We start from the raw sequence: 13,509 nt of genomic DNA, 5'->3' as shown, positions 1-13,509 counted from the left end.
CAAACTATCAATTATAAATAACGCTCATTGGTTAACCATGGTGTCATTTGCACTGTTGATATGATGATAAACACGGCTTGTTAGTGAATAACACGATTTAATACACGGTTTTAAGAGGCATATATGACAACAGTTAGGGTGAAGGAAGAAGTGCTGAGAAACATGGCGACTCAAAAGCTTGTCGAAGCAGGGTTTTCAGTACTCGATGCGGAGTGTGTGGCTGATGTATTGATATACGCTGACCTAACGGGTGTTCATTCTCACGGTGTTATGCGAGTCGAACATTACTGTCAGCGAGTGTTGGCTGGCGGCCTTAATGCTGCTACTGAACATCGTTTCGAGCCCATATCACCTTCTGTTGGAATATTAGATGCTGATGATGGTTTGGGGCATCCTGCTCTTGTCGCGGCAACGAAACATGCTATTGAAATGGCAAGTGATACTGGACTTGGATTTGTCAGTATTAAGAAAGCGTCTCACTGTGGTGCACTTTCTTATTTTATGAACATGGCAACTGAATCTGGGATGATCGGCATAGGTATGACTCAAACCGATGCTTGCATGGCTCCCCATGGTGGAGTCGGACGGTTCTTGGGAACAAACCCAATCGCGTTTGGGTTTCCTGTCGAGGGAAGCCATCCAATGATTATCGATATGGCGACCAGTGCGACAGCGTTTGGTAAGTTGCTACATGCAAAAGAAACGGGCGATCAAATTCCGCTAGGCGTTGCCATCGATGCCGATGGCAACGAAACGACCGATCCACATAAAGTGGAGAATTTACTGCCTTTTGGTGGTCATAAGGGTTCCGGTATTGCATTGGCGATCGATGCGCTGACTGGAATTTTGATGGGAGCCAATTACGGTAACAACATCATTGGAATGTACAGCGATTACGACAAAATGCGCGAGTTAGCAAGTCTGGTAATTGTAATAAACCCTGAAAGGTTGGGTACACCGTTGTTTGCTCGCTCTATGGCGACAATGGTATGTGAACTAAGAGAAGTAACACCTGCGCCAGGTGTGGACAAAGTGCTTGCGCCAAATGATCCTCAAATGGATTACAAATCAGATTGCTTAGAGAAAGGAATTCCTGTCGCAGGGGGGGTATACGAGTTTCTGACTAGCTAGAATTCGTTATTATTTGCGACAAGGCGAGCTTTGATGATCATTGCTCGCCTTTTTTTGTTTGAAACTAATTATATCTATTGGCACTTATTTACTCTGTCTTAATATATTGGTTAATACCCTATTGCAATTGCCTCCATCCTTTACTTTCCTTGGTTCTACATCTTTTTTTATAAATAGAATTCTTATATTCTTGTCTTTGGTTGACCAGATTTGATATAAATGTCATCCAATATTGCAAAGTGTTACACCTGTCACTGTCTGCTCATCTATCACGCTGTAATATCACTATTAGAAATTTTTAGGCATGTCAAAGTAATGACTGTTTAGGTATATAACGGAGTAAATATGAAAACCGATTCGAATAGAGTGGCTATGGGCAAAGTCTGCCTTATGTACTTTTTTTATAACTTTTTTTGGTCTTTGAGCTCAGGTTCACTATTTGCAGTGTGGCTGAACGATAGCGTTGGCATTGATGGCTCGCAAATTGGTGTGCTGTTTGGGTTGCAAACCGGTATTGCGGTTTTATTTAAGCCTGCCATGGGTTACATCATGGATAAATTAGGTCTTAAGAAACACTTACTTTATTTTATTGCTGTTCTAAGTGTGTTGATTGGTCCGTTCTATATCTATGTTTACGGGCCACTATTAAGTAATGAAGCCACGTTTGTGCCAGGGATCATTGTGGGTTCAATCTATTTAGGCATGTTATTCCAAGCAGGTAGTGGTGTCATAGCTTCTTATTCAGACCGATTTGCCCGTTGCCATAATAATGACTTTGGCTTAGTGAATGGTTTTGGTATTGCAGCTTGGGGTGCATCCGCTATTCTTGCTGGTTATCTTTATAACATTAATCCAGATCTTATCTTTGTTGCGTGCAGTATTGCCGCATTGCTTATGTTGTTCTTTGCTTTCTCATTGCGAGTCAGTCACTTGGATGAAGTGGATAATGAAGTATTGTCAGCTGAAAAAATCAGAAAAGAAGATGTCATTAAATTACTGAAAAATAAGAAGATGTGGGCGTTTATGACTTACGCTGGCACCATTTCGGTTGTTTTTTGGACGTCGATGACACAGTTTACTCGCTATTTTATTAGCTTCTTTCCAACGCAAGAAGAAGGTATTACGTTCAGTTCAAATATGGACGGGATTACCGCTATTTTCTTGTTCGCTGTCAGTGCTAGCGTGCCATTCATTATTAAGAAGATTGGAGCGAAAGGAAGCTTGCTTCTTACTGCTGTTGGTATCACATCGTTCTTGTTGATGATAGGTTTTGCTGGTCTTGGCGAAAAGAATCTATACCTTGCTGTGATAGCTAAACTATTATTTGGTATCGTTAACCCATTACTTATTGTGTCTGTTTTTGCTTATATTGCTGAACAGTTTGATAAAAAAGTCAACTCTTTTACTTACATGTTCGGATTTCAAGTTATTAATAACTTAATGACAGCGATTGCGGCACCAGTAATGGGCACAATGTATGATACATATGGTTTCCCAATGAGTTATATCTATTTTGGAGTATTTGCAGCCGCAGCGACGGTATTAGCGATGTTTACTCTTAGTTCACCAAAAAAAATAGCAGAACAAGAAAAAGAGCCTGTAGTAGCGTAAGATAATTTTCCGGAGTAATAATCAATGAAATTTTTATATATTGTTCGTGGCCCATTCGGTACTGGTAAAACGGAATTTGCCAACACGATTAGTAATAACGTCGTTTCGTGCTGGGATTACTATGCGAGCTATGGCAAAAATAAATATGATGAAAAGTTAAAGATTCATGCTGATGAATATTGTAGGGAATCAGTGTTACAGCTGATGAGAGATAATGTCGATAATATTGCCGTTACTAACTCTTTTTCCAAGAATAGTGATTTGGAGTATTTTTACCAAGCAGCTAAAAATCATGGTTATGAGGTGTTTAGCCTGTTCATGGATACAAAAGATTCAACAAAATATAAACGTGATGCACCAGAAGATGTAGTGTTGAAGCAAATTATTAACTTGAAGAATAATGTTGCTTTCCATCAAAACTTTTAGAGTCATTAAATTATAAGAGTCAGTCAAATAGAGGGGTTCTTTCGAACCCCTATTTTTATTCGAGATAAAATATGTTATTCGGTAATGTAAACAATCTTGACCTACTTCCGTATGTCAAACCTGAGATTAAAACTTTGATAACAAGCGCAATAGAAGTCTCTAAGCACAATCCTTTAGGCAGGTATGAATTAGGAACAGAAGGCGTGTTTGTTGTCTTGGCAGAAGCTGAAACACAGGAAAAAAGTGCGCGCAAAGCAGAGATTCATAAATGCTACGCTGATATACAGATTGTTTTGGAAGGCAATGAAATAATTGGGTTTAGCAACCATTTAGAGACTAAATATAAAGGTATTATGGAGTTGGAAAGTGATGTGATGTTTTTTGATACGGTCGAACAAGAACAATTTGTATCGTTACAAAATGGGGATTTTGCTTTGTTTTACCCTAACCAAGTCCATCGTCCATTATGTGCAAGTGAGCAGCCGATGCAAGTAAAGAAAGCGATTGTAAAAATACCAATTGATCTTTTAGGCTGGTGACGATGTGGTTAAGTCAAGGATGTAGAATAGTAAGAGTTTACTAGATGAAGTTAATTTCAGACCTTATTAGTATTTCAGTGAGTTTATGCCTAACGTTTTCCCGTATACTTAACCAAATAGTCGAATAGTATCGAGGCGAGATAAAAATAAGCTTCTATTTTTATCTCGCCTTTTGGGTTACTCATGATGGTTTCGTTTTGTATTGTGAGGAACGAAACTCACCTGTCTAAATGCTGAACGTAATTTGTTGAGCGATAAAGATGGTTTACTGAGCGATGAAGGCGGTTTGCTTAGCGTAGCATGATGTCTTCGTGACCATAACCAGGGATGAAACCAAACAAGCCTCGGTTAACCACTTCTGATGGACGGTGAGTGATTGCGCCGTTTCCTGTAGGCTCTTCGCTCCATGTTGTCATGATTGGGTCATGGGCGCCCATGACTGATGGACCGGTTTGACAATAAGCTGGTGTTTCAGACAATTGTACATAAGGTGTAATTCGAGTGAACACCGAACCTGACTCGCTGGTTTGGTCATGGCGGATAATCGACAACGTAGCGTTCAACGAGGTTATTCTCATCAAGCCACAGAATGCTCAATTGTGTTTCTCTCTTTTAAATTAAAGTTGGGCGCAGTGCCGTGTTGATGAGGGAGAGTATATTCATGACCTTGTTTTCGATAAATATCTTGAATTCCACTTCATAATTGCATGTGTGCAAGAGTAAACGTGTGGTGAGTGATGGCGTTAAAAAGAAATTGAAAATGAGGGTGTTCGTGTGTGAGAGGATATAAAGCGATATTCTTTTCGCCTTGTTATTACGTTGCACCACTATTAATCAATAATGCTTAGAAATAACGCCCAGTGAATAGGGGGATGAGCGACGTATACTCATCGCTGATTTCTATTCAAGGCTTGCCGGCTGACAAGCATTGGGAAACGCAAATAGGAGGAGGTCAGAAAAAGGAAAGAAGAGCGATTTATTGAAACCATCATTAGATTCAAACGCTTACATGAGTAAACGTTTGAATCTGTAGACAGTTCGTGAGTAGGGAGCTCATAAGAGAAAAGAAATAGCACGGAAAACATGTGCAAGATCAATACTTGACTATTTTACTCTGGTATTGTGAGCCCATTATCAATACCAATTTGGAATGAAACATGACGCTATCAATTAAAAAAAATTTTCAAAATAAAGAAACGAAATCGACTGAACCTAAGCAAGTTAAATCGAGTGAAGAATCAAAAGAAAACAACAGTATAGAGAAAAAAATTAAGCATGATACACCTACTGGTTGTTGTGGTTCATGTTCGTAAAAATATCGATGAATACCAGCCTTGGTAAGCCTCTAGGGTTGGTAATTAATCAAGGAATCAAGCAAGTAACCACCGGTCGTTAGCGCCAACAATCCCCTAGCAATACCTATATTTATTACGCCTGTCGCCACCTCGTTTTTCGGTTGCCATCCTGTGACAAATTTTAATACTTAAATGAGTGCTTTGAATTGCCTATAACCTATAACCTATAACCTATATAGCGTGAATCATAATAATGGACTGTGCCATTCTGGCTAATGATCTTATCCGTACTTAAGAATAAATAATAAAGACAAACCCTTACAGATGTAGCTCTATTACCTTGATAATGTATTTCTCGATATAAACGGTTCTTGAAGCGATGAATACAACGCTTTACTAGGGACAGTCATAAAATCGTGTGTATGGGTTTTTTGTCATGGCAGATGAAAGGAAGAAAGGGTTTCAAATGAAAAAAATACTACTGGTTGCAGTACTTTCGAGTGTTGTTACCGCGTGTGCCGCTGATAAGCATTTTGAATATGAAGGGGTGGAATATGTCTACAAGGACAAGACATTATTCATTAGTGATGATGACAATGATGCTTTGGTCCAGTGCTCACTACTGATGACTGACAGTGATTGCAATAAAGTGTTCGAATCCTATCAAGCGAATCGTCATAACAATGTGGTCTCAGTCTGCTCGGAGTCCTTAGAGGGTGACCGACCGCTAACCTTTTCTGCTTATGGTGATGTCGCACAGCTTAATGGCGTAATTTGTGATGGTTCATTAGGTGCCTTTGAGCAGTTTATTAAATATAACCAACAGATTAACACTCTAGATTTCGTCGATTTACCAGGTTCCATTGATGATGAAACCAATTTAAAGCTCGCGTATTTGATACGCAAGCTCGGTTTAAATACGTCCATTGGCTCCAATGGTCACATCGCATCGGGTGGGACGGATTTATTCTTATCTGGGGTTAAGCGACGCATCGAGGTAGGTGCTAAAATTGGTGTGCATTCATGGGCCGATGATGAGGGTGTGTCAGGTGGTGAGCTATCTAAAACGGATCGAGAACATACGCCATATATTACTTATTACAAAGAGATGGGATTACCTGACCCTGCAGGGTTTTACTTTTTTACACTAGAGGCAGCGCCGCCAAATGGGATGCATTACTTAACAAAAAGTGAGTTAGATGCGTTTGGCTTTGCAAGTGACTAGGTAATCTTTGTCTATATAGCTATGTCCCCAGTTAATTACGTGTTTTTGACGGGTAATATAACTGGGGAATGCTTAAAGCTAAGCCATAAGCCATAAGCCATAAGCCATAAGATTAAGGCTTCTGTTTAGAAAGTTCGAAATGTGTAACCTTGTGAACTATTAAGATCACGCGACTTCACCCGCGCCCTTTATCGATTGCTCACTGTTTTCCACCAATATTGCCGTGGCCGTTTGTTTTAACTGCAGCCACTCCTGATCGTCTACCGTTATGCCGTTGTGCCAGGCATTGTGTTGCGCTTGAGACAGTTCGTTGGCGTCGATATGAACGCTGTACCCGTCTGATAACGCCTGCACATCAAAATCTTGCACTGATAATTCGATGGTCATGCTGTGACAATCGAGCAGATCGGTGGCTAATACATCGGATAAAAACAATTCTGGGGCAACACACCCTCGATTGAGGATGTACATGGTATGTTTAGGACTGCTGCCATTGGTCCACTTGGCCGAACACGCGATCCCTTTTGCGGCTAGTTTGACTAGTTCGCTGTAGGCCAGCCAGCGGTTGTGGCAGTGCGTTAGCTCTATTTTCATCGTTTTCGAGCCAATCATTTTCTCAATCGCGTAGTCTATGATGACGGGAAGGTGGCAGGCTACGCTGCAGCGGTGCAAGTCTGCGGTGATGAGCCCTTGTGCGGTCTGCGTGATATCCGCGGGGCAATCTTGGTCATGATCAATATAGGCGCTCGCATTATTGAAGTGGCGGACACCATGTAATCCCACCATTTGTAAATCTGCGACCATGTTAGCGATGACGTCAGCCTCTCCACATGAGCGGCGCATACCGAGAAACGCCTTGTTGACGGCGGCGACAAGTTCATTGTGAGAGACGATCATAGCGCATTTCCTCCTTGTATCGATCCGTTGTTTTGCAGTTGCTCATGGCTTGGCAGTAACGGGAATATCCAGTCATCTTGATACGTTTGATTGTGAATTTCGTCGAGCAATGGCGCGCCTTGGAAAAAGGTCACGCGCACCCAGCGGTCTGAGCGAGGATCAAATTTAGTTGCACCAAACACGGCAAGCTTGCAGCGTAGCAGGTGCATGGGAAGTGCATCTCGATGTAAGACATTCATTTGAATATCACCCATCTGTTTATGACCCAATGTCCAAACGCGTCGTGCAATGGCTCTGTGTTGGGGGTGAAGCACCAGAAACTCCGCTAAGGACAGGTCTGGTTGATGGTCACATAAGGCGTGATAAAGGCGATTAACCTGACGGGCAATATCGAGAGGGAGCTCCTTCTCTTCCCCATTTTCTACGCCACGAATGCCTAACCTTGGCTCTTCTTTGTCTTGTGAACGATACCAAAACCAGTATTGATTTTCTGGCTGACTGAAATCAACGTTAATGGCCCATTGATAGGAGGTATTGAGTACCGCTAATAGATCCTGTATCTTTTTTCCGCTTGGCAGAAACAAGGTTTCGTCGCTATTCATTTTATCTTGATAGACATCGACAAGATCAGGGTATATCTCCATCAAACATGACAAAACCACTTCTTCCGCCTCTAGTGCTATTTGCGGTGCCTGTTTGAGCAGCTGTGCCCATGTCGTTTGATGGTCAACCCACGTATTGAGGTGACGATCAAATTGTTTGAGGTGTTCAATAGCTTCACTATTGTATTGGCGCTGTGTGTCATTGATGGTCACTACTTGCTGTAGGTGCAATGTTGCTTTGGCTATTAGCGGTTGTAACCTAGCTAGCTTTTCTTTACTGGTTAGGCTTTGTAAAACCTCAGCCAAGGCCTGTTCACGAGTGGTCATCCAACGGTCAACAATGGTTGGGTGGTTTATCAAGTAGGGGGCCATCCCGAGACCTGTTGCATTACCGACGCCTAGGTAGCGTTGCAGCTCTCGATGCAAGGTAGCAGATCGGGGTCCACCCAGCTGGTTAGCGAGGTAATTAACCCAGTCCAAACTAAATTCACGAAGCAGGTACACCGCACACATTTGAGCACTGAACGATTGACTAAAATCCGCGTTTTGTTCAAGCAATTTAAAATCGGCAATACCAAATTTACCGTTGCCATATACTGCGGTAGTCCTAAGAATATAACCTACTTCTGCTAATTCTTGCGGGCAAGGCTGATTCCCTTGAGCCAAATGACTCACGATGTGATCGAACACGCGAACACTTTTGTTAGCACGAGCCAATACCAGAACGTTGTTGGGATTTCGACCGGCTTCTTGTAAAGGGACATTTGCGCGAAGCTGCTCAAGTAAGTGAACGTCAACGTCACCTGAAATAAGTGCAAAAGTCACATCCCAGCGTTCGGCAATGACGCGATCGTTGCGATCTTCATCGGCAATCTCATCGCAAAAAACGACCAAGTGATAGCAATGATTAGGCGTTGTCAGTTTATAGATGACGTGACCAAAGCCTTGAGGCGAAAGTTGCCAATCGTGTTTGGATACTTTCCATTGTTGCTGAGCCATTTTTCGAATCATAGTGCGAACGAAGCTGATTCGATTTTGGTGCATTGCACCCAATCTTTCTGGCGCCATGACGATGTTAGCCGAGCGAGCGGTGTGTAGGGTAGTCGTGTAAGTTGAAGGATGTGCATCCATTTTGCTCACCACCATTTTAATTATAGTATTGGTTGATGTTCGTGTTAGGGCGAGTGACCTCGCCCTACCTATGTTTCAAGTGCGTGTTTCAAGCGCATGTTTCGCGTCTCAAATGTATATTCATTTGTTTGACGGTTTGCTTTTTTGCGTGCTGGTGTTACAAGCCTTGTTCCTTGGCGAGCTTCATCGCAATCTGTGGCGCATTCCATAGGGACGGCAACAGAATTAATGAAACGGGGACCGCTGTGATAACAATGAATGATTGCAACGCGGAGATGCCGCCGGAACCAAGGGAAATCAGAATTAACGCTGTCACCCCCATCATCACACCCCAAAATGTTCGTATGACGGCATTAGGTTCGGTTTCACCACTGATCACCACGCTGATGGTGTAGGTCATCGAGTCACCGGTCGTCACAATAAAGATCGTAGTGAGAATCAAAAATAAGATAGATGTCAGCATCGGAAACGGCAGCTGCTGCGTCATGGCAAGGAGCGCCCCAGGTAAGTTGAATCCTTCAAACGCTTTACTGACGCTACCTGGGGCGGCAATCTCAAATGCCAATCCAGAGCCACCTACGATGGTGAACCAAAAACAGGTGACAAGCGGTGCGACGATACTGATGATAGAGACTAGCTGGCGAATGCTTCGACCTCGAGAGATACGTGCAATGAAGATCGCCATCATAGGGCCATACCCTAGGAACCAACCCCAGAAGAACACGGTCCACCAACTTAGCCATCCTTCATCACCACGATAGGTTGCCATTGGTAAGAAGTTGTCGAGCATGCTGCCCACACCTTGAATGTAACCGTTAATGATGAAATCCGTAGGTCCGAAAATCAGAATGTAGATCATCAGGGCAACGGCGAGAATCACGTTATAGCGACTGAGCATCTGCATGCCGCGATTCAGACCACTTAACGCTGACAAGGTGTACAAAACAATGGCAAAACTAACAATAATGAGCTGGGTAGTGAAGCCGTCGGGGATATCAAACAAAGCATTGAGTGCGTAACTGATCTGCAAGCCTAAGAAACCGATGGGACCAATCGTTCCTGCCGCGACTGCGATGATGCAACAGGCATCAATCAGCGCACCGGTGTGGCCCTTTAGCGCGCGCTCACCTAAAACTGGATACAACAGAATGCGAGGCTTAAGAGGCAAACCTTTATCGTAATGAAGGTGCATCACAACAATTGAGGTTAAGCTACCCACGATTGCCCAAGCTAAGAATCCCCAGTGCATAAAGGACTGCGATAGTGCATTCACCGCACCTTGGTAAGTACTTTCTTGCGCGCCATATAAAGGAGGAGGGCTGACATAGTGGGCGATAGGTTCTGCCGCCGCCCAAAATACGCCGCCCCCGGCGAGTAAGGTACAGAATATGATGGCGACCCAGCGAAAGGTGTCCATCTCAGGTGTGGTGACCCCGCCAAGAATGACTTTGCCTGTTCGCCCTGCGGCAAGCGCAAGACCAATAAGAAAAGTCAGAAGTAGCAAGAGTTGCCAGTAAGGGCCAAAGACATTAACGGACCACGAGAATCCGGTGTTAACCATTGTCGATAGCAGCTCTGCATCGTACAAGGCCAGTGCGACAAATAGCCCGATGAATCCACCGCTGTACCAAAACGCTGGATTGCTTAACCCGAGGTTTTCGTATGTGCTTCCTATGCTGCTATCGGTCTTTGATGGACCGCCTGACGCACTGGCAGAAGACATTTCTGCGGGCTGCAACTTTGAAGCTTTGATCGTTGAAGCTTTCACGTTGTTGGTTAGATTTGACATACTCTGACTCCAGAGGTTTCTTTGTTATGACCGAAATGGCTCACGACAAGAGTTGTATTTAACACCAGCTCTATTGTTTTTGTATTGAGCGGGCTGTTCCATGTTTGGGCTACGGCTTTACGAAATAGGCTCTAATCCTTGTTGTAAGAAGTTGAACCAATTCTCACCCAGTATTTTTCCTGCCTCAGACTCATTGAATCCATGGCGTATTAATCCGTTGTAAATGTTTTCCATGCCTGCGCTGCCACAAAACCAAGGCAGGGCGTCAGGCCATCCTGAGTTACTCGCAGACCCTTCGCCATAGTCCATGGCTTTGGACCAACGCCCGTTTCGCATCCACTCTAAGACTTCTTGGGGTTGGTTTAAGCACAGGTCACTGCCTATTCCTAGATGCTCGATTCCGACCATGTCGGCCGTAGAGGCCACCATGTGGCAGAAATCATCCAGTGAACATTGGCTGCCATTAGGCAGATGAAAAGGGTATAAACTGAACCCAATCAAACCGCCACGAGCGGTGAGTGCTTTGATGACATCGTTGGATTTGTTGCGAAGCGCATCGAAAGCAAAAGTTGGGTTAGCATGGCTAATACAAATTGGTCGAGAAGAGAGGTCAATGGCTTCTAGTGTTGAACGCTCGGCGCTATGCGACATATCAACGATCATGCCGACACGATTCATTTCTTCGATAGCTTGTTTACCAAAGCGTGTCACACCACTGTCGTGACTCTCATAGCAGCCCGTCGCCAATAGGCTTTGGTTGTTGTAAGTCAGCTGCATAATAAGTAAGCCTTGCTGACGCATGACTTCGATTAGGCCGATTTCATCTTCAATTGGGGAGCAATTTTGTGCACCGAAGAAGATGCCCACTTTTCCTTGTGCTTTTGCCAACTCAATATCGGCCATCGAATGCACGGGCATGATGAGATCCGCATTTTGCTCAAATCGTAAATTCCATTCAGCAAAGCGAGTCAATGTTTCACGGGCATTTTCGTGATAGACCATGGTGGCGTGAACCGCTGTGATACCACTGCTTTGCAGCGTTTGAAAATACTCACGATCCCAATTGCAGTACTGCAATCCATCAATAACAATCCTTTGTTGGTACATAGCCATTCCTCACTCTCACTGATTCATCGTCGATTTTTTGTCGTGGTTTTTTCTTAGCGCTCGTTTTTCTAATAGTTTCTTAGCGCAAGTTTTTATTACTGAGCGTTAAGAGCCTTGCCTAACAAGGCTCTGTATATCGGTTCTTAGTAAGGGCGTTGATAGGCGGTTTTGACGACGGTATAGAACTCTTTGGCGTATTGGCCTTGTTCACGCGGCCCAAAACTGGATTCTTTTCGACCACCAAATGGGACGTGATAATCGGTACCTGCGGTTGGCAAGTTCACCATGACACAGCCGGTTTGAGCTTGTTGCTTGAACAATGCACTGCTGCGTAGGCTTTGTGTAATAATGCCGCCAGTAAGGCCGAAGCGAGTATCATTTGTCGTCGCAATGGCTTCATCGAGATCGGCTACTCTTATCACACTTGCCATTGGGGCGAAGACCTCTTCTTGGTTGACTTCCCAGCTATTTTTAGTGTTTAAGAACAAGGTGGGAGACATGTAGTGCCCTTCATGTTCTAGATTTAAACGCTCCCCGCCAAAGGCCAGTTCAGCGCCGCAGTCACGTGCTTTGTCAATCCAAGAGAAGTTAGCGTCTAATTGGTTGCCGTCTACGACGGGTCCCATGAATATGCCTTCTTGAAGGGCGTGGCCGACTTTGAGTTCGCCCATTCGTTTAATGAGCGCTTCGACATAGGCGTCGTGGATACCATCCATGACCACTAAGCGTGATGAGGCCGTACATTTTTGACCTGCACCAGAGAATGACCCTGCGATGGTGGCTTCTACTGCAATCTGAATATCGGCATCGTCAGCAATGACGAGTGCATTCTTACTGCCCATCTCTAGTTGACAACGGACAAAGTTTGGCGCGGTAGCCGCCGCTACCTTGCGACCGGTATCGACTGAGCCAGTGAAACTCACGCCGTTGATATGTGGTGAGTTAATGAGGGTATTACCGACTTGAGAGCCATTGCCCAAAACCAGGTTAAAGGTGCCCGCAGGGATACCTTGGCGGTGGATGATCTCTGTCAACGCTACTGCGCTCGCAGGGGTGAGGTTCGCTGGTTTCCAAATGATACTGTTACCAAAGGCAAGGGCTGGTGCAATCTTCCAAGCCGCCGTCGCAGTAGGGAAGTTCCAAGGTGAAATAATTGCGATAACGCCGACGGCTTCACGCGTGACTTCGACAGAAACGCCCGGGCGGACTGAATCGGCGCTGTCGCCAATTTGTCTGAGCACTTCGGCTGCAAAATATTGAAAGAATTGGCCCGCACGATAGATCTCGCCACGACCTTCCATGAAGGGCTTACCTTCTTCTTTTGAAAGTAGCGTACCGAGCTCATCGCAACGAGCAATTAACTCGTCGCCAATCGCTTGCAATACGGCTTGCTTACGTTCAATAGGTGTTTTTTCCCATTCTGGTTGCGCTTGTTTTGCCGCAGAAATGGCTTGCTCAACCTGTGCTTCGCTGGCTTGAGCAAACTGCCCCAAGTTTTCAGTAATATCCGATGGGTTAATATTGGCGACGGTGCTGATCCCTGACTGCCATTCTCCGGCAATGTAGAGCGCGTTTTCTGTAGGAAGTGTATGTTGAGTCATCATTGAGTCCTTATCACGAGTTGGTTGCCTATGAGTCTGGCAACGATCGTTAATGTTGAAAGTAATGAAGAAAAGCCGCCATAAACATCAAGAGTGGAGTGCGACTTACCTTATAAATAGTGTCTTAAAAGAATTCGAACCATAAAGGGCTCGAG

At 44.2% G+C, this 13,509-nt stretch carries 11 protein-coding genes and 1 pseudogene; 6 read left to right on the top strand and 6 right to left on the bottom strand.

The genetic code is table 11. The features are described 5' to 3' along the window. Nucleotides 1-123: 123 nt before the first annotated feature. The 4 genes from ACE1OE_RS02080 to ACE1OE_RS02065 all read left to right on the top strand — a co-directional run bounded on the left by ACE1OE_RS02080 (nucleotide 124) and on the right by ACE1OE_RS02065 (nucleotide 3,707). Complete coding sequence (locus ACE1OE_RS02080; RefSeq protein WP_449209931.1) at nucleotides 124-1,131, top strand: Ldh family oxidoreductase; 1,008 nt, start codon at nucleotides 124-126, stop codon at nucleotides 1,129-1,131. 345 nt (nucleotides 1,132-1,476) lie between these two features. Then, nucleotides 1,477-2,742, top strand: a complete 1,266-nt coding sequence (locus ACE1OE_RS02075) for an oligosaccharide MFS transporter (RefSeq protein ID WP_449209930.1) — start codon at nucleotides 1,477-1,479, stop codon at nucleotides 2,740-2,742. A gap of 24 nt (nucleotides 2,743-2,766) precedes the next feature. Next, nucleotides 2,767-3,168, top strand: coding sequence for a hypothetical protein (locus tag ACE1OE_RS02070; RefSeq protein WP_102469073.1), 402 nt, complete (start codon nucleotides 2,767-2,769; stop codon nucleotides 3,166-3,168). Nucleotides 3,169-3,239: 71 nt separating this feature from the next. Then, nucleotides 3,240-3,707, top strand: coding sequence for a YhcH/YjgK/YiaL family protein (locus ACE1OE_RS02065; RefSeq protein ID WP_449209929.1), 468 nt, complete (start codon nucleotides 3,240-3,242; stop codon nucleotides 3,705-3,707). 290 nt (nucleotides 3,708-3,997) lie between these two features. On the opposite strand, the gene ACE1OE_RS02060 is transcribed toward ACE1OE_RS02065, so the two are convergent. Further along, a complete protein-coding gene (locus ACE1OE_RS02060; RefSeq protein ID WP_449209928.1) occupies nucleotides 3,998-4,285 on the bottom strand; it encodes a hypothetical protein in 288 nt (95 codons plus the stop codon). 579 nt (nucleotides 4,286-4,864) lie between these two features. Between ACE1OE_RS02060 and ACE1OE_RS02055 the strand changes: the two genes are divergently transcribed. Then, nucleotides 4,865-5,020, top strand: a complete 156-nt coding sequence (locus ACE1OE_RS02055; RefSeq protein ID WP_449209927.1) for a hypothetical protein — start codon at nucleotides 4,865-4,867, stop codon at nucleotides 5,018-5,020. A 448-nt stretch (nucleotides 5,021-5,468) separates the two neighbouring features. Further along, entirely contained in the window at nucleotides 5,469-6,227 is a 759-nt protein-coding gene (locus tag ACE1OE_RS02050) for an alpha/beta hydrolase (RefSeq protein ID WP_449209926.1), read from the top strand. Between the two features lie 165 nt (nucleotides 6,228-6,392). Here ACE1OE_RS02050 and ACE1OE_RS02045 read toward each other — a convergent pair whose 3' ends face one another. The 5 genes and pseudogenes from ACE1OE_RS02045 to ACE1OE_RS02025 form a co-directional block, all read right to left on the bottom strand. Continuing rightward, nucleotides 6,393-7,124 carry a DUF3726 domain-containing protein gene (locus tag ACE1OE_RS02045; protein ID WP_449209925.1) on the bottom strand — a complete coding sequence of 244 codons (732 nt, stop codon included), beginning with the start codon at nucleotides 7,122-7,124 and terminating at the stop codon, nucleotides 6,393-6,395. Next, nucleotides 7,121-8,872 (bottom strand): hypothetical protein, encoded by a 1,752-nt coding sequence (locus ACE1OE_RS02040; protein ID WP_449209924.1) that lies wholly within the window; start codon nucleotides 8,870-8,872, stop codon nucleotides 7,121-7,123. Before ACE1OE_RS02040 ends, ACE1OE_RS02045 begins: the two co-directional genes overlap by 4 nt. Nucleotides 8,873-9,014: 142 nt before the next feature. Beyond that, nucleotides 9,015-10,514: pseudogene (locus tag ACE1OE_RS02035) on the bottom strand (BCCT family transporter); the annotation flags it as partial. Between the two features lie 249 nt (nucleotides 10,515-10,763). Further along, complete coding sequence (locus ACE1OE_RS02030) at nucleotides 10,764-11,753, bottom strand: membrane dipeptidase (RefSeq protein WP_449209923.1); 990 nt, start codon at nucleotides 11,751-11,753, stop codon at nucleotides 10,764-10,766. Between the two features lie 143 nt (nucleotides 11,754-11,896). Next, the gene (locus tag ACE1OE_RS02025; protein ID WP_449209922.1) at nucleotides 11,897-13,357 is read right to left on the bottom strand and encodes an aldehyde dehydrogenase family protein; all 1,461 of its coding nucleotides are present in this window, start codon (nucleotides 13,355-13,357) and stop codon (nucleotides 11,897-11,899) included. Nucleotides 13,358-13,509: the final 152 nt, after the last annotated feature.

Source organism: Vibrio sp. E150_011 (assembly GCF_053544015.1).
The sequence above is the reverse complement of the archived record's forward strand: the minus strand, read 5'-3'. Positions and strand labels throughout refer to the sequence as shown.